Genomic DNA, 21,712 nt, shown 5'->3' on the forward strand with positions numbered 1-21,712 from the left:
ATGGAAATCTCGTGTGACGCAGCCCACACCAGAGTTCAATGTTGCGACGTGCAGCCTTTCGACGCGCAATCAAAGCCGCTCGATGACGGCGGCAGTGGCGACAACAGCGGTGGCGAAGTCCACGGGAGCCAGGGGGGTGGCGACGGCATTGCCCCGGACGGGGCCCATGACGGGCACGAGGGCGACGAGCACTTGCTCGCCGCCCTCCTCGACGGCATGGAAGCGGGCCTGTGCGCCTTCGACCGCCATGGCGTGATCACCCACTGGAACTCCGAAGCCGTCCGCATCCTGGGCTGGACCGCGCAGGACGCGATCGGGCGGCACGGATTCGCCGGCTGGGCGGCGCGTACGGCCGACGCCCGCGAGACCGAGGAACGCCTGCTCGGCGCCATGGACGGCCCCGGCCGCCAGGTGCACGAATTCGCGCTCGTCACCAAGGACGGCCGCCGGGTGCTCGTCCGCACCCAGTCGGCGGCCGTGCAGGGCGCCGACGGGCAGCCGAGCGGCGTCTATTGCGCCTTCTCCGAGGTGCACGCGCAGATCGACCTGGAACGGTCGATCGCTCTCAGCGAAGTGCTCTTCACCGACGCCTCATGGGGTGTGGTACTGATCGACGCCGATCTGCGCCCCGCCGTGGTCAACGCGCACGCCGCCCGCCTGCTGCGCACCGGCCGCGACTCGCTGCTCGGCAGGCCGCTGGGCGACCTGCTGGCCCAGGGCGTCGAGGAGTTGGAGAACGTACTCCAGCACGTGCTCTCCGAGGGCGCGCCGCCCGCCACCACCGACCTGTGGGTGACCGTGCGCGGCGACGAGACCGGCGGGCGCTACTGCTGGCGCAGCGGATTCGTCCGCCTCGGTTCGCCGCTGGGCGAGGAACCCGTACCGCTGGGCGTGGGCTGGCTCTTCCTGGACATCACCCGGCAGAAGGCGCTGGAGAAGGACGGGGCCCAGGTGCGGTTCCGCTACCAGCAGCTCCACCGCGCCGACCGCGCCGCCGCCGAGTGCGAGAGCGCCCTTGAGGCCGCGACCTTGCAGCTCGACTTCGCACTGGCCGGATTCGCCGACCACGCCCTGGTCGACATCACCGACGACGCGGGCCGCCTGATCCGGATCGCGGCGACCCCGGCGGGCGAGCCCGGTCCCGCCGACGCCACCGAGGACAACTCCATCCCGGTCGGCTACGACGTCGCCCACCCCGTCCTCCAGGCGCTGGAGCGGATCGGCACCGTACGCGCCAGCTTCGGCGCGCTGACGGCGGACGAACCGGCGACCGGTGAACGGATCGACGAGTGGGCGGCGGCCAGGCGGTGGCCCTCCGGGACCGTGCACGGGCTGGCCACGGTGCTGCGCAGCAGGGGCCGTACGGTCGGCGCGCTCACCTTCCTGCGCGGCTCGGGCCGCAGGCTCTTCGACCGGGCGGACGCGGCGTACGCGGAGGACGTCGCGGCGCGGGTCGCCATGGCGCTGGACCTGGCGGGGCTGACGGGGGACCGCTGAGCGCCGACGCCCTTCGCGGGGCGTCGGCGGGCAGCGGACGAAGGCCGGTGCGGGCGGGCCTGCGGCCGGTCGGTGCCGGAGCGCCGGTGCGGGCGGCCTGCCGTCGGTCGGTGATGTGGGAAGGCCGGTGCGGGTGGCCCGTCGCCGGTCAGTGCCGGAAGAAGATCCGCTCCCGGTACTCCTCGAAGATCCGGCCGTTCCAGTCGTGGCCGCCGTCCACGTTGCCCGAGCGCAGCATGGGCGGGGTGACGCCGCGGGCGGCGAGCCCGGTGGCGGCGGTCGCGACGACGGCCTGCATCAGGGCGCTGATGACGACCGTGGAGGCGGGGGCGAAGGGCGCGGGGATGGCGTCGTCGGTCAGCTCCGCGTCGCCGACCGCGATCTTGGAGTCGAGGACGATGTCGCAGTGGTCCTTGAGGAAGGTGCCCGAGGCGTGCCGGGAACGCGTCTCCTTGGCGTACGCGACCGAGGTGACGCCGATCACGGTGAGGCCCAGGGCGCGGGCGTTCTGCGCCATCTCGACCGGCAGCGCGTTGCGCCCGGACAGGGAGATCACGAACAGGACGTCGCCCGGCCGCACGGGGCTGGTGTCCAGGACGGCGCCCGCGAGGCCGTCGACCCGCTCCAGGGCGCTGCCCAAGGTGGCGGGCATCACGTCCACGCCGACGACGCCGGGAACAGCCAGTAGATTGATGAGGGCGAGGCCGCCCGCCCGGTAGACCACGTCCTGGGCGGGCAGCGAGGAGTGGCCGGCACCGAAGACGAAGACCCGCCCGTCCGCGGCGATGGCGTCGGCGACGGCGTCCGCGGCGGCCTGGATCCCGGCGGCCTCCTCGTCCCTGATCCGGTGCAGAAGGGTGATCGCGGCGTCGAAGTATCGGTCGGCCAGGGACTCGCGAGGCTCACTCATGCGGATCACCGTGCGGCCCCCGCGAGCCGGTGTCAAGAAAGGGCGACGACCGGATCGGGGACCGTTGTCGGCGCTATGGGTCAGAATTGGTTGAGGGCCACGCACGAACAAACGAGGGGCGCGCATGTCCGGATTGATCGACACGACGGAGATGTATCTCCGCACCATCCTGGAGCTGGAGGAGGAGGGTGTGGTCCCCATGCGCGCCCGAATCGCCGAGCGGCTCGACCAGAGCGGCCCGACGGTCTCCCAGACGGTGGCGCGGATGGAGCGCGACGGGCTGCTGCACGTCGCCAACGACCGGCATCTGGAGCTGACCGACGAGGGGCGCCGCACCGCCACCCGCGTGATGCGCAAGCACCGCATCGCCGAGTGCCTGCTGGTCGATGTGATCGGCCTGGAGTGGGAGCAGGTGCACGCGGAGGCGTGCCGCTGGGAGCACGTGATGAGCGAGGCGGTGGAGCGGCGCGTGCTCGAACTGCTGCGCCACCCGACCGAGTCGCCGTACGGGAACCCGATTCCCGGACTCGAGGAGCTGGGCGAGAAGGGCGAGGCCGATCCGTTCCTGGAGGACGGCATGGTCAGTCTCAACGAGCTGCAGCCGGGCGCCGCCGGGGCGAGCGTCGTGGTGCGCAGGATCGGTGAGCCGATCCAGACCGACGCGCAGGTGATGTACACGCTGCGGCGGGCCGGTGTGCAGCCGGGCGCCGTGGTCAGCGTCACGTCGTCGGCGGGCGGAGTGCTCGTCGGCAGCGGCGGCGAGGCGGCCGAACTGGACGCCGAGATCGCCTCGCACGTCTTCGTGGCCAAGCGGTAGACCCACGGCTTCGTGCCTTCCTGAAGGGTGAGGGCCCCGGCGCCGTCGAACGGCGTCGGGGCCCCTCCTCCCCTTGTCCCTCCCCTTGGGACCCCCTCGAAGGACCCGGGACCCCGAGCCTCCCGAGTGCCTCCCGCGGCCCGCTTCCCCTGCGCGCCGCGCCCCGCAGAAGTCCTCCCCTCGGCCTGAGCCGCCAATCCTTGAGCGTTGTCACTCGAAAGAGCGGTGTTGGGCGCGTGACGAGCTTGTTCGAATAAAAGTTCGATAGCGTGGGGGTTCTGGACGAGCCGGCCGCGAGCGTGCGGCCGGACGGACGAGATCGACGGAAGGGGGTGGGGCACATGGCCGGCCACGCGACGCGGCAGGCGGCTCGGCACACGACGCGGCATACGACCCGGCGCACCGAGGTGATCGGGGCCGACGGGGCCCGGCTCGCAGCCTGGGATTACGCGGCCGAGGTGGATTCCGGGGCCGGTTCCGCTTCCCGTTCCGCTGGTGACTCCCCTTCCCGTTCCGGAGCCGGTCCCGGGCCCGGTCCCGAATCCGGTGCCCGGCGTCCCGGCGTGCTCCTCCTGCACGGCCTGCTCGGCCGCGCCTCGCACTGGGCGCCGACCGCCCGCCGTCTCTCCTCGCGCTACCGGGCCGTCGCCCTCGACCAGCGCGGCCACGGACGCAGCGCGAAGCCGGAGGGCCCGTACACCCCGGAGGCGTACGTGGCGGACGCCGTCGCCGCCGTCGAACAGCTCGACCTCGGCCCGGTCACCCTGGTCGGCCACTCCATGGGGGCGCTCACCGCCTGGCAGGTCGCCGCGAGCCGTCCCGACCTCGTGGCCGCGGTGGTCATCTGCGACATGCGCGCGGCGGCGCTCGGCGAGGCCGGGCAGCGCGAGTGGGAGGACTGGACGCGGTCCTGGCCGCTGCCCTTCGACACGCTCGCCGACGCGCGCCGCTGGTTCGGCGTGGAGGACCCGTGGGCCGATCCGCCGAATCCGGCCAGAGGTGACTTCTTCGCCGAGGTCATGGAGGAGCGGGGCGACGGCTGGCGCCCGCTCTACGCGCCCCGCCATCTGCTGCGCTCCCGCGACCCCTGGATACGTGACGCCCACTGGGACGAGCTGGCGCGGGTCGGCTGCCCCGCCCTCGTCGTCCGCGGTCTCGACGGCGAGCTGGGCCGCGCGGAGGCCCAGGAGATGGTCCGGGTGCTGCCCCGGGGCAGTTACGCGGAGATCCCGGACGCCGGTCACCTCGTCCCGTGGGACCAGCCCGACGCGTGGTGCGAGGCGGTCGAGGGCTTCCTGCGGGGCGCGCTGGCGGAGCCGCAGACGGCGGAGAGCCGCTGAGACCGGGGCGTACGGGGGGCGTTCGTCCGGCGGCGGGTCGCGGGTGCCGGTGGGGAGGCAGTGGTGGCCGCGGTGCCGCCCGGCCTCCCAGCCGGTGGGGCAGGCGTCGGCGGTCGGTCAGGCGGAGGCGCGGGAGCCGTAGTCGGGGGAGGCCAGCCGGCGCGGGTAGTAGCCGGGGTTCGGGCCCTCGGCGGGGCTGGCGGCGCCGGTCAGCCGGTAGCGCTCACCGACGGCGGTGGCGCGCACGATCGTGAGGACGAGCAGGAGGAAGGCGCCGCCGACGAAGCCGGAGAGGACCGGCGAGCCGTCGGTGCGGTCGCCGAACGCGGGGGCGGCGATGCCGGAGGGGTCCTGCGTCACGGTGACGTGCTTGCCGACCGACGCCCGGTCGCAGCGGATCTCCCGGTCCACCATGGCGCCGCTGTCCAGCCGGACCCGGCACGACTCCCAGGACGTACGCAGCGTCGTGCGGTTCGCGTACTCGGTGATCACACCGGTGGACACCTCACCGCGCGCCGCGAACAGCGCGCTGGAAACGGCGTAACCACCGACGAACATGCAGAAGAGCAGAAGGAGGAAACCGCACATGACCTGACCGATGGAGCCGTGCAGCCAGTACAGCGTCAGCACCATGGTGACCGAGGCGGTCACCACGATCAGGGCGACGCCCGCCACGGCGAAGGAGCCCGCGTAGGTGGCGTGCGACCAGCCGATCGCGACCGCGACGGTGGCGAGCACGGTGAACAGCAGGGTGACGGCGCAGCGTGCCCAGGCGGCGCCGCGGGTCGGGGAGCCGATCCGGCCCGCTTCCCACACGCGGGCGAATCCGGTGGGGGGTCCGGCGGGGGGTCCTGCCGCTTCCGGGTCCTGGGGCGTGCCGGGAAGCGGCGCCGTCATCGGTCGGCCTGCGGTGAGGTCGTGCCGGTGGCTGTGCCGGTGCCGGGGCCCGTGCCCGTGTCGGCGCCCGTGCTCGCGCCGGGGCCGGTCGGCGTCACGGTCTGGCCGTTCCCGTTTCCGTTCCCGCTTGCGGGTCCGTCCTCGGCCGCGGATGCCGTTGCGGTGCCGTCGCCGACGGTGCCGTCGTCGTCCGCGAAGCTGACGCTGCGCAGGATGGCCATCGTCAGCTCGCTGAACTCGCCCCAGTAGTTGACGGCCGCGGTGTCCAGGGTGAAGACCGCGGTGTAGGGGCCGGTGGGGAAGGGCACGTACACCTGCACCTGGCCCATCTGGAGCTTGACCTCTTCGCCGCTGGCGGTGAGTTCGGCGCCGATGACGTATTCGCGCAGGGTCACGCAGGAGACGGCGGGGCCGCAGGGCAGGTCGAGCCAGCGGGCGTCGTTGGTCTCCTCGCGGACCAGGATCTCCCGGATGCCGAGCGCGGCGACCTCGGGGGAGGGGTGGTCGGAGGCGATCGCGGCGACCGTGAAGGAGCAGTGGGCTATGCCCTCGTCGATGGAGAACAGGCCCATCGCGGAGTACGCGAGTCCCCGGTCGCCCATCGCCTCGCCGAGCGCCGCGTAGTACGGGGCGGCGGGCGTCCACAGGTCGTCGTTGCCCTCCGGGTACATCTCCCGTACGAACTCCTCGGCGAGCGCGGCGCGCTCCTCGGGGGTGGCCGCGATCGGCAGTCCGTGGAAGGACTCGGGGACGACGAAGGACAGCGGGGGGACGTCCGACATCTCGACGGCCTGGAGTTCGAGGCCGGTGTCGTCCGCCGCGGCTGTCGGGCCCGCCGCGGCGGGGGTTTCCGGGGTGGTGGCGTCCGGAGGGGGAGTCGTCATGGTGGTCTCGCCTAGAGGTTCTGGACGGCAGAGGTCGTCAAGGGGAGTCGGGGCGTCGGGCGTCGGGGCCTTGGACAGCGGGGCGTCGGGCGGTGGGGTTTCGGGCGGTGGGGCTTCGGACGGCGGCCGAGGACCGTCGGGGTCAGAGGTCGCCGGGCTGCGGGCGGGCCGGTTCGCCGGACTCGCCCATGATGACGGAGTGGGTCTCGAACAGCCCCTTGCCGACCTTCGCCGGGACCTGGGACTCGACGAGGACGGCGCCGCTGGCCAGCCGGAAGGCGCGCGGCGGCTGCGCCGTGGCGGGCAGTTCGCCGACGAAACGGGCCAGCCGCTCGCGCTGTCCCGCGGTCAGTTCGGACTCGGGCAGCGGCTTGCGCCGCTCGGCCAGCACCCCGGCGAATTTGTCGGCCGCTCCGGTGGACAGCCGCACCCACGACCCGTCGGTGAAGGTGACGCGCACATCGTGCCCGCCCTCGCTGAACGCCAACTGCTCGGCGCCGCCCACCGACTCGCGGGGCGTCTCCCACAGGACGGTGGCGGACGCCGTGAGGTCGGGCCCGACGCCCAGCAGCAGGAAGCGGCGTTCGGTGACGACCGCGTCCACGCGGGTGCGCTCCGGGCTGCGCGCGGGGTCCAACTGCCACGGCACGGTACGCGCGACGGTCCCCGGCGCGGCCCACATCACCGGGAAGTCCTCGGACTCGTTCGCCGGGTCCTGCGGCGCCGACCGCGACGCCCCGCCGACCTGCACCGAGTTGCCGCCGGTCACCGCCTCGACGGCGACATGCAGCGCCGTCACGATGCCGCCGAGCAGCCCGCCGCCGACCCGGTCGACCTTCTGCGTCGTCTTGGAGTGCAGGGTGTACTCCGGCCCGGCGGGCCAGCCCGGCAGCTCCGCCTGGATGTCGCGCCGCTCGGTGTCCCGGAACCACCGCGAGCCCGCCACCGGATGCGCGTAACCGGTGGCGAAACGGATCGGCGTACGTACCAGCGTGGATTCGTCCTGATCCGGGAACCAGTCCATCGTCGTGCGCCTTTCGGTCGGCTCTGAGCGGAGTCGCTGTGCGGGGTCGCTGTGCTGAGTCGCTGTGCGGGGTCGCTGTCGACGTCGCCGTGGAGCCCTCGTGCGGCGGCCGTGCGGATACGACCGTACGCGGTCGCCGGTCGGCGCCGGTCGTCAGTTGGCGGTGGCCGCCCGGTCGAAGCGGTCGCCGAGGTGGACGGCCTCGCCGATGTGCTGCGGGATCGAGTAGAGCTTCGGCGCGAGCTTGAGCCCCACGTCGATGGAGCGGCCCACGTTGCCCATCGCGTCGATCGCCACCCGGCCGCCGGTGACCATCTTGATGCCCTTCGTACCGATCAACTGGCCACCGTGGTAAAGCTGCTCGGAAACCGTCTGCATACGATTGATGATCTTGCCGTCGGAGATGACCTGCCCGGCGGTCTTGAGGCCGCCGAACTCCAGCGTGACGTTCTTGAACAGCTTTATCTGCTTGCCGCCGGCGATGAAATCGCCCGCTTTGCCGACGAAGTTCCGGCTGATGGTGGTGACTCCGCGGAATCCCTCGCCGAGTTCGGCGGCGCGGGTGGCGGCGATGGCTCCGTCGGCGACCTTGGCGCCCTTGGCGAAGGCGCCGATTCCGGGTATCGCGCCCAGCGCGTCGAAGCCGATGCTGATCCAGCTCACGTCGGCGCCCGCGGCCATGGCGATCAGGTGGGTGATCAGCGCGGCGGCGCTGGTGACGACGGCCGCGGCGGCGAAGATCGCGCCCAGCGGCTCGAAGGGCGCGGTGATGATGGCCAGCACGCCGAGGAGGCCGCTGAGGTCGCTGAGCAGGTCGCCGATGAGTTTGATCATGTCGGCGTGGTCCTTGACCCACTGGATCGTGTCGTTCCAGGCGTCCTCGATGCCGTGCACCATGCGGCTGAACAGGCCCGGCTTGTCCGGGGCGATGTCACCGGCCTTGTCCAGGTCGTGGCTGATCGCGTTGGCGGCGCTGGTGAAACGGTTGTGCAGCTCTTCCGCGCGGTGGCGCACGCCGTCCAGCGCGTTGTTCGCGTCGGTGACGGCCTGCTGCTTCTTCTTCGCGTCGGCCGCGGCAGCCGGGTCCGGGTCGGGGGACGCCTGAGGCTGCGGGTGCGGAACGCTGTTGTCCGTGGGGATGCCCGCCGCGGTCTTCGCGTGGTCGAGCGTGCCCTGCTTGGTGGCGGCCTCCCGCTCCAGCGTGTCGGCCTCCGCCTGGAAGCCGTGGAGCTGCTCGGCCCAGCGGCCCAGCGCGCTGGACGCGCGGCCGAAGGAGTCGTGCGCCTTCTTGATCAACGGGGTGACATCGCTGTCGATGTGAGAAATGAAGGCCCTGGCGGCCTCGCCCTTCCAGTAACCGCAGTCGAGCCGGCCCAGTTCGGAGACCGTGGTGCTCAACTCGGTGTGCACATCACCGATCTGCCGGGCCAGTGAGCGGGTGCGCTCGACGTCCCCGGGCGTGGGGTCGAAGCCCAGATGCGGAAAGCTGCGCGTCACGCCCGTCACTTCCCGCCGGTCTTGAGGGAGTTGGCGAGTTGCAGGTCGGCGTCGTCGAAGGTCTTGCCGATCTGGTCGATCATGTGGACCGCGGTGTCGGCGTGCTGGCCGATCTGCTTGATGCCGTAGTGCCAGTCGTCGGCGAAGTCGTGGACGTCGTCTATCAGCTTGGGCGCGCCGACCGACTCGCCGTTGGCATTGCCCATCGCCCGGCTCACCGTGTCCATTCGGTCCGCAATGGTGGAGAACGTCTTTCGCAAGTCCCCCATCACCGTCCCGTTGATCTGCAAGTCCCCCATGGAAAATCAACCCTTTCTCGGCATTACGTAAGATTCCGCGGGCCGCGTGCGGATCTCAGGGCCCCTACTCTATTAGGCGTATGCGGGCCGTCGATGGCCCACTGGTCACGGTCCTGTGGCAGTCGCGTGTGTGCGCCGATTCACCCACGCCTGCTTCGGGGACCTGCTGGTAGCTTGCCGACGCCGGGTCCAGACAGCGACATGGGGGAGTTCAGGTGCTTCGTCGTACGTCCACGGGAGCGGGAATCGCCGCGGTGGCGGTCGTCACCGCACTCGCTGTGAGCGGGTGCGGCAGTGGCGGCGGGAACGAGGCGAAGAAGGCGCCGCCCGCGAGCGCGAGCGCGTCCGCGACCGGCACTCCGGGCACGGCGGCGAGCATGTCGGCCGAGCCGGGCGCGTCGGGCGGTCCCACCGCCTCCTCCGTCGTCGGCGGCGACTCGACGCAGGGCGTCGAGGGCGTCTGGCTGGCGACGCAGGGCTCGACGAAGGTCCAACTCGTCCTCGGCAAGGGCAAGGCCGGGCTGACCAGCAGCCACCTGTGCGGCGGCACCTACACCGACCGCGACGGCCTCGGCCTGACGCTGACCTGCATGGACGGCGACAAGGAACGCACCTCCGGCCGCGGCGAACTGACCGGTGACGGCAAGACCCTCACCGTGCGCTGGACCGGTGGCCCGACCGACACCTTCTCCCGCACGGGACTGCCGAGCAGCTGACCGGCGGCCCGTCAGGCCGCCGGTCCCCACGGCGGTCGCTCAGGTGGTCAGCGGCACCGTCACCGTCAGCGGCTCACCGTCGCCGAGGTGCAGTAGAGCCCGGCCCGGCGTGACCTGCCCGCCGACGCTGCTGCGGCTCAGCCGAGTACCGATCAGTTCACCGCTCATGGTCTGCTGCGGCGAGAGCAGCACACCGCGCCGCGCCTTCTTGGCGTCGACCTGCCAGCCGGAGAAGCCCGAGCAGATGTCCTCCTCGCCGCCCGCGATGACCACGGCCCGGCCGTGGTCGGAACCGCGGGCGATGATCTCCTTCAGCACATCCTTGGCGTCGCAGTCGCGCAGCAGCTCCGCGTCGTCGGCCATGACGACCACCGGGCCGCCCTCGGCCTCCTCCAGCGCCTTGCCCAGGTCGTCGGCGGGTATGTCGCTGTCGGTGTACATCCGCAACACCCCTTCGCCGCCCGCCAGTTCGCGCAGCGGCGACGGGCGGGGAGCCGCGACGACCAGCTTCACGCCCTGCTGCTGGTAGCTGCGCGCGAGGGTGAGCAGCAGCGTCGAGCGGCCCGACTTGCCGGGGCCGCCGATGACGAACGCGGGCAGGCCGTCGGACAGGTTGGGCCCGTAGCCGGTGAGTTCGTCGCCGCCGACGCCGACGAGCGCCCACAGCGGATTGCGCGCCGCGTCGGTGTCGCGCATCTCCCACGCGTCGGCGAACGACAGCCGCGAGGGCAGCACGTCCACCCGGAACGGCCGCCGCGCCCTGGGCAGTGCCGCGTCCCGCTCGGTGGCGGCGGCGCCGATCGCGGCCAGCGCCGCGGCCTGGCCCTGACCGGTGGAGTCGTCGGTGAGCAGCGCGACCTGCGTCTCGATGCCCGACTCCGCCCGGTACGCGCGGCCCGGCTGGATCTCGTCCGGCACCTTGCGCGGATTGACCGAGATCAGCGAGAAGTCCGAGCGGTCCGCGAGCCGGAAGGCGATCTTGTCCTCGGTGAGCGTGGAGATCCGGCCCGCCATCAGCGTGCGGTCACCGGTGATGATCAGGTGGATGCCGACCGAGGCGCCCTCCCGCAGGAACATGAACAGCTCGTCGCTGAGCGCTCCGTGGTCCAGCTCGCCGAGCGAGGGCGTCCAGCCCTCCCAGCGGTCGAGCAGGATCACGATGTGCGGCAGCCGCTCCTCCTCGGTGGTCACCGCCGCGCGCTGCTCGCCGATGTCCGCGAACCCGTCACCGGCCAGCAGCTCCTGACGGCGCGTCATCTCCGCCTTGAGCCGCCCGATCAGCCGGATCGCCCGCTCCGACTGCGCACGGCCCACGACCGCGCCGCAGTGCGGAAGCTTCGTCAGCGCGTTCAGCGCGCCGTTGCCGCAGTCGATGCCGTACAGGTGCAGATCCGCGGTGGAGTGCGTACGGGCTAGCGAGCCCGCGATCGTCCGCAGGAGCTGGGAGCGGCCGGAGCGCGGGGCGCCCGCCGCCAACAGGTGGCCGAAGGTGTGGAAGTCGATGGCCACCGGGCGCCGGGCCTGGAGCGCGGGCAGGTCCTCGATGCCGTACGCGGCGGGCGGCAGCGCCCCCGCGGCGACCGGCGTCGGCAGCTCGTCCAGCAGCAGACTGTCGGGCAGCGCCGGCAGCCACGGGCTGTGCTGCGGCGGGATCGCCATCCGCTCGTTGGCCTCGCAGATCGCCTCGACGAGCACCTTCAGGTCGGTGATCTCGTCCTCCTCGCCCTTGGCGCCCGCGGGGCGGCGGGGGGCCGAACGGCCGAGCTGCGACCAGTCGACGATGCCCACCCAGGGCGCCACCGTCACGTTCTCGACCGCGCCCGGCCGCCGTCCGCCGACCCGGCCGGACTGGAAGGGGACCAGCGAGGTCGCGCCGAGCCGCACATAGGCGCGGCCCGGAGTGGACTTGGAGATGTTGCCCGCGTCCGGGGCGTCGATGACGTCGGAGGACTCGCTGCCGTCGGTGACGCGCAGCGCTATCCGGAGGTTGGTGTTGGCCCGGATCTCCGGCGAGACGACACCGCTCGGCCGCTGCGTGGCGAGGATGAGGTGGATGCCCAGCGAACGGCCTCGCTGGGCGATGTTGACCAGACCGGTGACGAAGTCGGGCAGCTCACGGACCATCGAGGCGAACTCGTCGATCACGATCAGCAGCCGCGGCATCGGCTTCAGCTCGGGCTGGCGCCGCATCAGGTCGGTGTAGTCCTCGATGTCCTTGGCCCCGGCCTCGGCCAGGATGTGCTCGCGCCGCTTCAGCTCCGCGCCGAGCGACTCCAGCGCGCGCTCCACCAGGTGGGCGTCGAGGTCGGTCACCATGCCGACGGTGTGCGGGAGTTGCACACAGTCCTTGAACGCCGAGCCGCCCTTGTAGTCGATGAGCACGAACGTCATCGCCTCGGGGGTGTTCGCCACCGCGAGCGAGGCCACGATGGTCTGCAACAGCTCCGACTTACCCGAACCGGTCGTACCCGCGATCAGGCCGTGCGGCCCGTCCTTGCGGATGTCGATAGCGAACGGACCGTCGTAGGACTCGCCGACCACCGCCTGGGTGGAGATCGGACTCAGCCGCCAGCGCGAGGCGATGGCGTCGGCCGTCGGCGGCTCGATCTCCAGGACGTCCAACAGGCGGCTGGCGGACGGAATCGCGGAGTCCTCGGCGTCACCGCTGATGTCCCGGATCGGCGACAGGCAGCGGGCCAGCCGGGAGCACCAGGCGGGCGAGACGAGGTCGGGCCGCACCTTGCGGATGCGTGCCACCCCCGCCTGCTCGACGCGCAACCGGAAGGCGCCGGAGGCCGGTTCCGCCGCCACCGCCTGGGCCTGCTGCGCGCCCGCGTACCAGGCGTTCACCGAGGGGAAGCCGCCCTGCCGGGGCGCGGCCGCCGCGGCGGTCTCCGGAACGGAAGCGACGGTCGCGTCCACGGCGGGCGCCTCGAACTCCGCAATCACCACGGCCTGGCACTCGCCGGGCAGGAAGCGCTCCTCGGAGTCCAGACAGATGGCGAACATCCCGACACCTGGGCCCTCGCGCAGCAGTTGCACCACGCCGGGCAGCGACCGCATCCGCCGCGACCCGTCGAGGATCACCACGATGTCCGGGTCCTTGAAGAAGGCCGCGTGATTGGCCGCGCTGCCCGCCTTCTGCTTCGCCTTCTGCCGTCCGTCCAGAATGGAGGTCAGCTCCGCGACCCGCGCCGCGACCGTCTCGGCGTCCGTGCCCAGCAGCGCGCTGGCGTCCTGCCCGTCGGTCGGCCGCGAGTGCGGCAGCCACCGCACCCAGTCCCAACTCTGCTGCCCCGACTGCTCGGTGAGCACATAGAACTGCACATCCATCGGGCTGCTCAGCGTCGCCATCTGCGCCACCGCCCAACGGCCCATCGCCCGCGCGTCGTCGCCGGGCGCCGCGAAACCGATCACGCCGAGCCTGCGCAACTCCACCGCGACCGGGGCGTCGTCGATCTCCCAGTTGACCTTGCGGCGGTGCTCCTCCTGCTCCGGGTCGTCCAGGATCACCTCGGACGGCAGCTTCGCCGTGCCGACCCTGATCAGCAGGTGGTCGGCGTCGCCGCGCCGCCGCTCCCACAGCCGGGTGCGCGGCCCCGTCGCGGTGTTGAGCACGGTCGCCGGGTCGGGCGAGGCCGCGGCCCGGTCCTTGCGTTCGAGGTCGAGCGCCTTGTTGGCGTCCTGCTCGATGCGTTCCTTGCGCTCGCGGAACTCGGTGACCGTCTTCGCGTACGACTTACGGCCGTTCTTCTTGTCCATGAAGTGGTTGCCGACCATGACCATCGGGCTGACGACCGCCATGAACAGGTACATCATGCGGTGCATCATGAAGGCCATCATCACGGCCATGAGCAGCGGCATGACCGCCATCAGCCACGGCAGCGGCCGTCCGGCCGGCTCTTTCGGCGGGGTCGGCAGCCGGAAGACTGTGGTCCGCTCGGGCGGTGACAGCCGCGGCGGACGGTTGTAGTCGTAGGTCGCCCCGTCCTCGCCGGGATGCAGCGCCGCGTTCGGCGGGATATAGGGGCCAAGCTCCAGAAGGCTGTTGCCGAGGGAGAGCTGGTCGCCGAGCGGCCATTCCTTCGTGTCGCCGCCGACCGTGACCTGGCACGTGCCGCCCATGCCCACGGTCAGCACCGCGGCGCGCTCCGCCAACTCCGAGTCGTCGATGCGGATCCGGGACGAGGCACCGCGCCCGATCTCCACCTTGCCGATGCCCAGACGGTGGACCGCGCCCGCGTCCGGGCCGCCCGCGACCCGCAGCTCGACCACACCGGCGGGCTCGCCCGGCAGGCAGCCCGCCGGGTCGTAGAGGCTGACCACCGCGCCCTCGCGCAGCGGTGACTGGGCCACCGACCAACTCGGGTCCACCGCGTACCCGTCCACGTACACCGCGGGCGAGCCGGGCGCGCGCGAGGGGCCGCCGGAGATCGAGATGATCTCCGCGCCGCCTGCGCCGACTTTCCGTCCGAGCTCGCGCGCGACATCCGCGACGGTCGACGCGGACTCGGTCTCCACCACAACATCGGCGCGGTCCCCGCCGAGCGGGTCGACCACGGTCAACGACAGACGCACGACGTTCCTCGTTCCCCCGGATTCGACTTGGTTTCTCAGGACGATATCCGCTGGAGGCCGGTCGTGGGGCCTCAGGTGCCCGGCCTGTGGATAACCTGCACCGGTTTATCCACAGGCCGGGAACAGGGCTGGACAGGGCCCCCGTCGCGGGTGGGACAGTGGTCCTCAGGCCGGAGGGAAGAGGGGTGGACGGGGCGGGTGGGGTAGCGTGCGGCCCGAGCGTGGGCATGTCACGGAAGCCGTTCCGTTCTGTTGCAAGGCTGTGAGTCGCTTGTCACGGGATGCGCCTTGAGGGTGTTTGTAAGGCGCTGATAGCGTGCGGTGACTTGACATCGGCCTGCGGGCTGTCGCCGGACAGGAGCGCGGCAGTCTCTCCCCACGCAACCGATTTCGAAGAAGCACGCCGGCTCGACGGGGGCAGTGACGTGAGGACCAGAGAACGTTCCGCTGCGGGCGGCGGCAGTAACAGCCGTCAGTCCGGATCCGCGCCCATGCATGGGGCGCCGATGGGCGGAGAGCGGCTGCCGACGGTGTCGCGGGAACGCAAACCCGCGTTGGCCGCACTGGCCGTGCTGCTCATTCTCGTCGGCGCGCTCGGTGCCACCGTGATGGTCATGCGCGCGGGGAACAAGATCTCGGTCGTGAAGATCGACCAGGACATCCCGGTCGGGGACCGGATTCCCGCCTCCGCGCTCCGCGAGGTCATGGTCTCCGACGACTCCGGGGTCAACTTCGTGCTGTGGAAGCAGCGCGGCGACCTGGAGAAGAACTACCGGGCGTCCACGAACATCGTCAAAGGCTCCGTCCTGGTCAAGGAGATGGTGACGAATAGCAGCGCCCTCCCGGCCGGGAAGTCGCTGGTCGGACTCTCCCTCAAGCAGGGCGTGTTCCCCGACGGTCTCGCCAACGGCCACACCGTCGCCGCGTATCTGGTGGGGAACGACGCGGCCAAGGGGCAGAACGGCTCCTCGGGCGACAGCGGCGGAGCGAGCGCCAACACGCTGATCAGCGACAGCCTGATCATCAAGTCCGTGAAGTCCGACTCCTCCGGGCTCGGTGGCGGCGACACCCTGGTCACCGTGATCGCGGACTCCTCGGTCGCGGGCAAACTCACCCTCGCCGCCGCGGCGAACGAAGTGGCGCTCGTGCTCATGCCCGACAGCAAGAACTGAGCGAGCGGGCGAATACGTCATGGCACTGATCGCAATCGCCGCGGACAAGGGCTCACCAGGCGTCACCACCAGCGCCGTCGCGCTCGCCGCCGTCTGGCCGCGCCGTGTCCTGCTGGCGGAGGCCGACCCGGCTGGCGGCGACCTCGTCTACCGCTCACCCGCCGCGCACGGCGGCATGCTCGACCCCAACACCGGCCTGCTCTCGCTGGCCGCCACCGCCCGACGCGGCCTGGCCGCCGAGCAGTTGTGGGACCACGCCCAGCCGCTGGCCGGCGGACTCGACGTCCTCGTCGGCATCGGCAGCGCCGAACAGGCCGCCGGTCTGTCCGGACTGTGGCCGATGCTCGGCCAGGCGTTCGCCACGCTCGCCGAGTCGCCCAACGGCGCCGCCGACGTGATCGCCGACTGCGGCCGGATCGGCGCCGACTCGCCCACCCTCGACCTCTTCTCGCACGCCGCCCTCGTCCTCCTGGTGGCCCGCACCGAACCCGAACACCTCGCGCGGGTACGGGACAGGGCCGGTGCGCTGTCGGCCAAACTGCACGGCTCGCAGCGCGGCGCCGCCGCCGCGCTCGGCTACCCGCCGATCGGCATCGTGCTCATCACCGACCCCAGCCACAGCGCCCGACAGGCCAGCCAGGTCAACGAGATGCTGGTGGCCTCGCAGATCTCCGCACGGGTCGTCGGCACCCTCGCCCACGACACGGCGGGCGCCGACACCCTCAACGGCCGCCGTCGGGGCCGCCTGGACAAGTCCCTGCTGATCCGCTCGGCCCGGCAGATCACCGCCGACGTACCGCACCGGTACGGAGTGCTCCGATGAGCACCGTCGACCACCAGTTGGTCAAGCGGTTCCGGCAGGAGGCGGGCGACCGCATCTCGGAACAGCGCCGACTGGACCAGGTGACCGGCGAACCCGCCATGTCACCCGAGGACGAGCGGCAGTTCGCGCGGGCGATCATCGCGCAGATCCTGGAGGACTACGCCCGCGCCGAGATCAACCTCGGCCGCACCCCGCCCGACGCGCAGGCCGAGGAGGCGTACGCGGCAGCCGTGCACGCCGCGCTCTTCGGCGTCGGCAGGCTCCAGCCGCTGCTCGACGACACCGAGGTCGAGAACATCGACATCAACGGCTGCGACCAGGTCTTCGTCGGCTACTCCGACGGCCGCGAGCTCCAGGTCGAGCCGGTCGCCGAGTCCGACGAGGAACTCATCGAGCTGATCCAGGTGCTCGGCGCGTACTCCGGCCTGTCCTCGCGCCCCTTCGACTCCGCGAACCCGCAACTCGACCTGCGGCTCCCGGACGGCTCCCGGCTCTCCGCCGTCATGGACGTCACGCGCCGCCCCGCGCTGTCCATCCGCCGCGCCCGCCTCGGCAAGGTCTTCCTCTCCGACCTGGTCGGCAACTACACGCTCACCCCGGAGTTGGGCTCCTTCCTGTCGGCCGCCGTCCTCGCCCGTAAGAACGTGATGATCGCCGGCGCCACCAACGCCGGAAAGACGACGCTGCTGCGCGCGCTGGCCAACGTCATCCCGCCGCACGAGCGCCTGATCACCGTCGAGCGCGCGCTGGAACTCGGCCTCGACCAGTTCCCCGAGATCCACCCCAACGTCGTGGCCTTCGAGGAGCGGCTGCCCAACTCCGAAGGCCAGGGCGCCATTTCGATGGCCGAGCTGGTCCGCCGCTCGCTGCGCATGAACCCCTCGCGCGTCATCGTCGGTGAGGTGCTCGGCGACGAGATCGTCACCATGCTCAACGCGATGTCACAGGGCAACGACGGCTCCCTGTCCACCATTCACGCCAACAGCTCGGCCGAGGTCTTCAACCGCATCTCCACCTACGCACTCCAGGCACGCGAGCGGCTGCCGGTCGAGGCGTCGCAGATGCTGGTGGCGGGCGCCATCGACTTCGTCGTCTTCGTGCAGCGACGCAACGACTTCCAGCGCGGCGGCACCCTGCGCCGTATGGTCACCTCCGTCCGTGAGGTGAACGGCGTGGACGGCCGCGTACTGTCCAGCGAGGTGTTCGCCGAGGGGCGGGAGGGCGTGGCACTGCCGCACGCCCCGATCTCCTGCCTCGAGGAACTCCTCGCCAACGGCTACCAGCCCACGGGGGTGTGGCGGTAATGACCGGGATCTTCTCCCTGTCCGTGCTCTACGGACTGCTCGCCGGAGCCGCCGTCGGCGGCGGTATCGCGCTGTTCGTCCTCGCGATGCGCGGCTGGGCGCCCAAGCCCGGTGCGACAGCGCCGGGTGAGTCGTCCGGCGACAAAGCGGCGGAGTTCATGCGCTTCCTGTCGCAGCGCGGCTCGCTCGCCATCGTCGCGGGACTCGTCGTCCTCGGCCTGACCCGCTGGGCCGTCCTCGGTGTCTCCACCGCCGTGCTGGTCTTCACCTGGGACAAGCTCTTCGGCGGCGCGGCGGAGGAACGGGCCGCGATGAAGCGTGTCGAGGCGCTGGCGGCCTGGACCGAGTCGCTGCGCGACACCATCGCGGGCGCCGTCGGCCTCGAACAGGCCATACCCGCCTCGGCCCGCGCCGCCGCACCCGCGCTGCGCGGCCACCTGTCGTCGCTCGTCGACCGCCTCAGGTCGCGTACCCCGCTGCCGGAGGCGCTCCAGCACCTCGCCGACGAGATCAACGACGCGTCGGCCGACATCATCATCGCCGCGCTCATCCTCAACGCCCGTCTGCGCGGACCCGGTCTGCGCGAAGTGCTCGGCGCGCTCGCCAAGTCGGCCCGCGAGGAAGTGGACATGCGGCAGCGCGTGATGGCGCAGCGCGCGAGCACCCGGCGCAGTGTGCAGATCGTCGTCGTGGTGTCCGTGGCTTTCGTGCTGGGTCTGGCCATCTTCAACCGCAGCTTCGTCGAGCCGTACGGCACGGCGATCGGCCAGGCCGTACTCACCTTGGTGTGCGCGCTGTTCGCGGCCGGATTCTGGTGGCTGCGGAAGCTGTCGAACATCGAGACGCCGGACCGGTTCCTGGTCCATGAGCCGGAGCGCGTTTCGGCCGCCGACCGCATCGGAGTGCCGCCCGGCCACGGCGCCCACGCACAGGCGACCCCCGGCCAGCCGCTGCCGGGTCACGGAGCGCCGGGGCACGCCGCACCCGGCCACGCGGCGGCACCGGGCCGCGGCGGTGTGCCCGGCCACGGCGGCGTACCGGGCCAGGCCATCCCGGGTCAGGGGGCGGCACGATGAACAACATCCTCTTCACCTGCCTGGTCGGCGCGGCCGTCGGCCTCGGCGTCTTCGTCCTCATCCGGGCGCTCATGCCCGGCAAGCGCAGCGCCGTGCACACGGTGGCGCAGATCGACGCGATGCGCGCCGCGGGCCCGGTCAGCAGCGGACCGGCGCACTCCGCACCGACCGACTTCAAGGGCCGCGTGGGCCAGCGGGTCGCCACCTTCTACCTCCAGCAGGGCTGGGAGCAGCGCTCGCTCCGCGCCGACCTCGCCGTGCTCGACCGGAGCTGGGAGAACTTCCTGGCCACGAAGATCATCCTGGCCGCGGCCGGTGTGATCTTCGGGCCGTTCCTCTTCGCCGTGATCTGGCAGCTCGGCATGGGCAGCAACCCCGTGATCCCGGTCTGGATGGCCCTGATCTGCGGCGGCATCTTCTTCCTCCTGCCGGACTTCGAAGTGCGCCGCGACGCCGCCGACAAGCGCAAGGACCTGCGCCGGGTCATCGGCGCCTACCTCGACCTGGTGTCGATGAACCTCGCGGGCGGCCGCGGTCTGCCCGAGGCCCTGATGGCCGCCGCCGAGATCAGCGACGGCTGGGCCCTGACCCGTATCCGCAACTGCCTGGCCGATGCCCGGATCACCGGCACCAGCCAGTGGGTGGCCCTCGGCAGACTCGGCGACGAGCTGGGCGTCGAGGAGTTGAGGGACCTGTCCGTCACACTCGGCCTGGTGGCCGACGACGGCGCGAAGGTCCGCGAGTCGCTCGCCTCGCGCGCCGAGACGATGCGGCACCGGGAACTCGCCGAGATCGAGGGATCCGCGGGCGAGAAGTCCCAGTCCATGCTCGTCGCGCAACTCCTGCTGTGCGCGGGCTTCCTGGTCTTCCTGATCTTTCCCGCCGCGATGCGCGTGTTCCAGGTCTGACCACCAACGTCTCTGAGCACCACTGTCTCCGATCGTCACCGTCCCTCCTGAGCACCACTGTCATCGAAACGCCGAGCGTCGAGTCGAGAGGACTTGAACCATGAACCGCTTGCCCAAGGTCAGCCATCCGGCTGTCGACTTCCTTCTCACCTTCCTCAAGGGGCGCGTCGAGCGCGCCCGTTCCGAGGGCCTGTCCCGCGGTGCCTCCGCCGTCGAGTGGGTGATCATCTCCGCGGTGGTCGTCACCGTCGTCGGCGTGGTCGCCGTCATCATCAACGGCGCCCTCAAGGGCAAGGCTTCGGACGTCGGCAACTGCATCTCGAACACCACGGACAGCAAGACCTGCTGAGGCCGGGACCGATATCCGTGATGGAACGACGAATCGACGCGCTGCACCACGCCGTACGCCGCAGGCTGGACGCCGCCCGCGGCGACAGCGGCGTGGGCAGCCGTACGAGCACGAGAGCGGTAAGCGGCGCGGGGGCGCCTACCGGCGATGACCGCGGGATGACCGCGATCGAGTTCGTCTTCCTCACCCCGGTCCTGTTCTTCATGATCTTCGCGACGGTGCAGTTCGGTCTGTACTCCTTCGCCGACCATGTCGCGCAGGCGGCCGCGCACGCCGGTGCCCGCAAGGCGCGGGCGGAGGCCGACGCCGATCCCGGCGGCTGGTCGGGTAAGGCGACCAGCGCGGCCGAGGACCGTATCGACCAGCTCGGACCGAATCTGCTGGACGGCCGCAAGGTGACGTCCTTGCAGCCGGACGCGGCCACGGTCGGCGTGCGCGTCACGGCCGACGTACCGACCATCTTCCCCGGCTTCCACTTCAAGGTGAACGAGAGTTCCCAGGGGCCGGTGGAGCGCTTCGTACCGGACAACGGGGGCTGATCCGATGCGTACCCGACTGCGAACCGCACTGCGCACCAGACGGGTGGGGGAGCGGGCCGACGGAGGGCTGTCCACCATCGAGGTGGTGATCCTCGCCCCGATCATGATCCTGTTCATCCTGATCCTGGTCGCCTTCGGCCAACTCGTCGACGGCCGGGGCGCGGTGGACGGCGCCGCCAGGGACGCCGCCCGCGCGGGGTCGATCCAGCGCAGTCAGGGCGTCGCCATGTCCGAGGCGATCGCGGCGGCCCGGGCGGACCTCGGCGACACCTGCGTGGCCGGCACCTTGTCGGTGAAGAAGACCAGCGAGGGCTTCGAGGCCGACACCCTCTTCAGGGTCGAGGTGAGCTGCACCATCCGCGGCCTCGCCTCACTCGGCCTCAAGATCAACAAGACGATCACGTCGACGGCGGCTTCACCGCTCGACCCGTACCGACGGGCGGAGTGACCGATGCACGCGACACGGCACGTCGTACGGCGCCTCGTAGGAAGGGTGGCGCGGAGGGTGGTACGCCGCCCCGACCGCGGCTCCGGCACCGCCGCGATGCTCATCTTCGCCGTGGTGTTCATGGCGCTCGCCGCCTTCGTCGTCGACGGCGGACTGTCGATCTCCAAGCGCGAGCGCGCCGCCGACATAGCCGAGCAGGCGGCCCGTTACGCGGCCCAGGACATCGACGTCGAGGCGCTGCGCAACGCTCCCGCGGGCACCCAGCCCGTGATCAACACCGGGGCCTGCACCGGCAGGGTCAGGAATTTCGCCGAGCAGTCGGGGCTGAGCCCGGCCGACGTCATGGCCTCCTACTGCACCTCCGCCCTGCCCAACCGGGTGGAGGTGACCGTCCAGCTCACGTATGAGCCGATGCTCACCGGTTTCTTCTACGACCACAACATCGTCGTCCACGGTACGGCGGCGGCCGAGTCCGTCACGGGACCGGCCAACTAGTCCGTGACAAGCAGCCCTTAGCAGCAGTCGTACAGCACCAGCCGTATAGCACCAGCCGTTCAGCACCAGTCGTATAGCAGCAGTCGTTCAGCACCAGCCGTCCAGCCGAAGCACCAGCCGCTCCAACCGAAGGCAGAGG

General features: G+C 71.4%; 20 protein-coding genes. 13 read left to right on the forward strand and 7 right to left on the reverse strand.

All coding sequences use genetic code 11. The features are described 5' to 3' along the window. The first annotated feature begins 147 nt into the window (after positions 1-147). Positions 148-1,497, forward strand: coding sequence for a PAS domain-containing protein (locus ABZX65_RS13000; RefSeq protein WP_355338052.1), 1,350 nt, complete (start codon positions 148-150; stop codon positions 1,495-1,497). A gap of 148 nt (positions 1,498-1,645) precedes the next feature. On the opposite strand, the gene ABZX65_RS13005 is transcribed toward ABZX65_RS13000, so the two are convergent. Further along, complete coding sequence (locus ABZX65_RS13005; RefSeq protein ID WP_355337455.1) at positions 1,646-2,407, reverse strand: SIS domain-containing protein; 762 nt, start codon at positions 2,405-2,407, stop codon at positions 1,646-1,648. Between the two features lie 124 nt (positions 2,408-2,531). Between ABZX65_RS13005 and ABZX65_RS13010 the strand changes: the two genes are divergently transcribed. Next, positions 2,532-3,224, forward strand: coding sequence for a metal-dependent transcriptional regulator (locus ABZX65_RS13010; protein ID WP_188279958.1), 693 nt, complete (start codon positions 2,532-2,534; stop codon positions 3,222-3,224). A 341-nt stretch (positions 3,225-3,565) separates the two neighbouring features. Beyond that, positions 3,566-4,564, forward strand: a complete 999-nt coding sequence (locus ABZX65_RS13015; protein ID WP_355337458.1) for an alpha/beta hydrolase — start codon at positions 3,566-3,568, stop codon at positions 4,562-4,564. Between the two features lie 117 nt (positions 4,565-4,681). On the opposite strand, the gene ABZX65_RS13020 is transcribed toward ABZX65_RS13015, so the two are convergent. From ABZX65_RS13020 to ABZX65_RS13040, 5 genes are all read right to left on the reverse strand, one after another. Next, on the reverse strand, positions 4,682-5,461 hold the full coding sequence (locus tag ABZX65_RS13020; protein ID WP_355337461.1) for a hypothetical protein: 780 nt from the start codon (positions 5,459-5,461) through the stop codon (positions 4,682-4,684). Then, positions 5,458-6,345, reverse strand: a complete 888-nt coding sequence (locus ABZX65_RS13025) for a hypothetical protein (protein WP_355337464.1) — start codon at positions 6,343-6,345, stop codon at positions 5,458-5,460. Before ABZX65_RS13025 ends, ABZX65_RS13020 begins: the two co-directional genes overlap by 4 nt. 142 nt (positions 6,346-6,487) lie before the next feature. Then, positions 6,488-7,369: a hypothetical protein gene (locus ABZX65_RS13030; protein ID WP_355337467.1), complete on the reverse strand. Its 882-nt coding sequence runs from the start codon at positions 7,367-7,369 to the stop codon at positions 6,488-6,490. Between the two features lie 153 nt (positions 7,370-7,522). Further along, positions 7,523-8,866: a putative T7SS-secreted protein gene (locus ABZX65_RS13035; protein WP_355337470.1), complete on the reverse strand. Its 1,344-nt coding sequence runs from the start codon at positions 8,864-8,866 to the stop codon at positions 7,523-7,525. A gap of 5 nt (positions 8,867-8,871) precedes the next feature. After that, entirely contained in the window at positions 8,872-9,093 is a 222-nt protein-coding gene (locus ABZX65_RS13040; protein WP_317452509.1) for a hypothetical protein, read from the reverse strand. A gap of 287 nt (positions 9,094-9,380) precedes the next feature. On the opposite strand from ABZX65_RS13040, the gene ABZX65_RS13045 reads away from it, so the two are divergent. After that, complete coding sequence (locus ABZX65_RS13045) at positions 9,381-9,881, forward strand: hypothetical protein (RefSeq protein WP_355337474.1); 501 nt, start codon at positions 9,381-9,383, stop codon at positions 9,879-9,881. Between the two features lie 39 nt (positions 9,882-9,920). Here the strand turns inward: ABZX65_RS13045 and ABZX65_RS13050 are convergent, their stop codons facing one another. Further along, the gene (locus ABZX65_RS13050; protein ID WP_355337477.1) at positions 9,921-14,459 is read right to left on the reverse strand and encodes an FtsK/SpoIIIE domain-containing protein; all 4,539 of its coding nucleotides are present in this window, start codon (positions 14,457-14,459) and stop codon (positions 9,921-9,923) included. Between the two features lie 506 nt (positions 14,460-14,965). On the opposite strand from ABZX65_RS13050, the gene ABZX65_RS13055 reads away from it, so the two are divergent. The 9 genes from ABZX65_RS13055 to ABZX65_RS13095 all read left to right on the forward strand — a co-directional run bounded on the left by ABZX65_RS13055 (position 14,966) and on the right by ABZX65_RS13095 (position 21,573). Further along, entirely contained in the window at positions 14,966-15,631 is a 666-nt protein-coding gene (locus tag ABZX65_RS13055) for a hypothetical protein (protein WP_355337480.1), read from the forward strand. 19 nt (positions 15,632-15,650) lie between these two features. Then, positions 15,651-16,454: a hypothetical protein gene (locus ABZX65_RS13060; RefSeq protein WP_355337483.1), complete on the forward strand. Its 804-nt coding sequence runs from the start codon at positions 15,651-15,653 to the stop codon at positions 16,452-16,454. After that, positions 16,451-17,758, forward strand: a complete 1,308-nt coding sequence (locus tag ABZX65_RS13065) for an ATPase, T2SS/T4P/T4SS family (protein ID WP_355337486.1) — start codon at positions 16,451-16,453, stop codon at positions 17,756-17,758. Before ABZX65_RS13060 ends, ABZX65_RS13065 begins: the two co-directional genes overlap by 4 nt. After that, positions 17,758-18,834 (forward strand): type II secretion system F family protein, encoded by a 1,077-nt coding sequence (locus ABZX65_RS13070; protein ID WP_355337489.1) that lies wholly within the window; start codon positions 17,758-17,760, stop codon positions 18,832-18,834. Before ABZX65_RS13065 ends, ABZX65_RS13070 begins: the two co-directional genes overlap by 1 nt. Next, on the forward strand, positions 18,831-19,742 hold the full coding sequence (locus ABZX65_RS13075) for a type II secretion system F family protein (protein ID WP_355337492.1): 912 nt from the start codon (positions 18,831-18,833) through the stop codon (positions 19,740-19,742). Before ABZX65_RS13070 ends, ABZX65_RS13075 begins: the two co-directional genes overlap by 4 nt. Positions 19,743-19,842: 100 nt before the next feature. Then, positions 19,843-20,091: a hypothetical protein gene (locus ABZX65_RS13080; protein WP_355337495.1), complete on the forward strand. Its 249-nt coding sequence runs from the start codon at positions 19,843-19,845 to the stop codon at positions 20,089-20,091. 20 nt (positions 20,092-20,111) lie between these two features. Continuing rightward, complete coding sequence (locus tag ABZX65_RS13085; RefSeq protein ID WP_355337498.1) at positions 20,112-20,630, forward strand: TadE family protein; 519 nt, start codon at positions 20,112-20,114, stop codon at positions 20,628-20,630. Positions 20,631-20,634: 4 nt separating this feature from the next. After that, a complete protein-coding gene (locus ABZX65_RS13090) occupies positions 20,635-21,078 on the forward strand; it encodes a TadE/TadG family type IV pilus assembly protein (protein WP_355337501.1) in 444 nt (147 codons plus the stop codon). Between the two features lie 45 nt (positions 21,079-21,123). Beyond that, positions 21,124-21,573, forward strand: coding sequence for a Tad domain-containing protein (locus tag ABZX65_RS13095; protein WP_355337504.1), 450 nt, complete (start codon positions 21,124-21,126; stop codon positions 21,571-21,573). Positions 21,574-21,712 lie beyond the last annotated feature (139 nt).

It is taken from the genome of Streptomyces sp. NPDC003300 (assembly GCF_040610915.1).
Classification (GTDB): domain Bacteria; phylum Actinomycetota; class Actinomycetes; order Streptomycetales; family Streptomycetaceae; genus Actinacidiphila.

What these genes read in the sequence shown, in the direction of transcription:
- ABZX65_RS13005 (WP_355337455.1), bottom strand. Translation starts at nt 2,407, where the DNA reads ATGAGTGAGCCTCGCGAGTCCCTGGCCGACCGATACTTCGACGCCGCG.
- ABZX65_RS13010 (WP_188279958.1), top strand. Translation starts at nt 2,532, where the DNA reads ATGTCCGGATTGATCGACACGACGGAGATGTATCTCCGCACCATCCTG.
- ABZX65_RS13015 (WP_355337458.1), top strand. Translation starts at nt 3,566, where the DNA reads ATGGCCGGCCACGCGACGCGGCAGGCGGCTCGGCACACGACGCGGCAT.
- ABZX65_RS13020 (WP_355337461.1), bottom strand. Translation starts at nt 5,461, where the DNA reads ATGACGGCGCCGCTTCCCGGCACGCCCCAGGACCCGGAAGCGGCAGGA.
- ABZX65_RS13025 (WP_355337464.1), bottom strand. Translation starts at nt 6,345, where the DNA reads ATGACGACTCCCCCTCCGGACGCCACCACCCCGGAAACCCCCGCCGCG.
- ABZX65_RS13030 (WP_355337467.1), bottom strand. Translation starts at nt 7,369, where the DNA reads ATGGACTGGTTCCCGGATCAGGACGAATCCACGCTGGTACGTACGCCG.
- ABZX65_RS13040 (WP_317452509.1), bottom strand. Translation starts at nt 9,093, where the DNA reads ATGGACACGGTGAGCCGGGCGATGGGCAATGCCAACGGCGAGTCGGTC.
- ABZX65_RS13055 (WP_355337480.1), top strand. Translation starts at nt 14,966, where the DNA reads ATGGGCGGAGAGCGGCTGCCGACGGTGTCGCGGGAACGCAAACCCGCG.
- ABZX65_RS13060 (WP_355337483.1), top strand. Translation starts at nt 15,651, where the DNA reads ATGGCACTGATCGCAATCGCCGCGGACAAGGGCTCACCAGGCGTCACC.
- ABZX65_RS13065 (WP_355337486.1), top strand. Translation starts at nt 16,451, where the DNA reads ATGAGCACCGTCGACCACCAGTTGGTCAAGCGGTTCCGGCAGGAGGCG.
- ABZX65_RS13070 (WP_355337489.1), top strand. Translation starts at nt 17,758, where the DNA reads ATGACCGGGATCTTCTCCCTGTCCGTGCTCTACGGACTGCTCGCCGGA.
- ABZX65_RS13075 (WP_355337492.1), top strand. Translation starts at nt 18,831, where the DNA reads ATGAACAACATCCTCTTCACCTGCCTGGTCGGCGCGGCCGTCGGCCTC.
- ABZX65_RS13080 (WP_355337495.1), top strand. Translation starts at nt 19,843, where the DNA reads ATGAACCGCTTGCCCAAGGTCAGCCATCCGGCTGTCGACTTCCTTCTC.
- ABZX65_RS13085 (WP_355337498.1), top strand. Translation starts at nt 20,112, where the DNA reads ATGGAACGACGAATCGACGCGCTGCACCACGCCGTACGCCGCAGGCTG.
- ABZX65_RS13090 (WP_355337501.1), top strand. Translation starts at nt 20,635, where the DNA reads ATGCGTACCCGACTGCGAACCGCACTGCGCACCAGACGGGTGGGGGAG.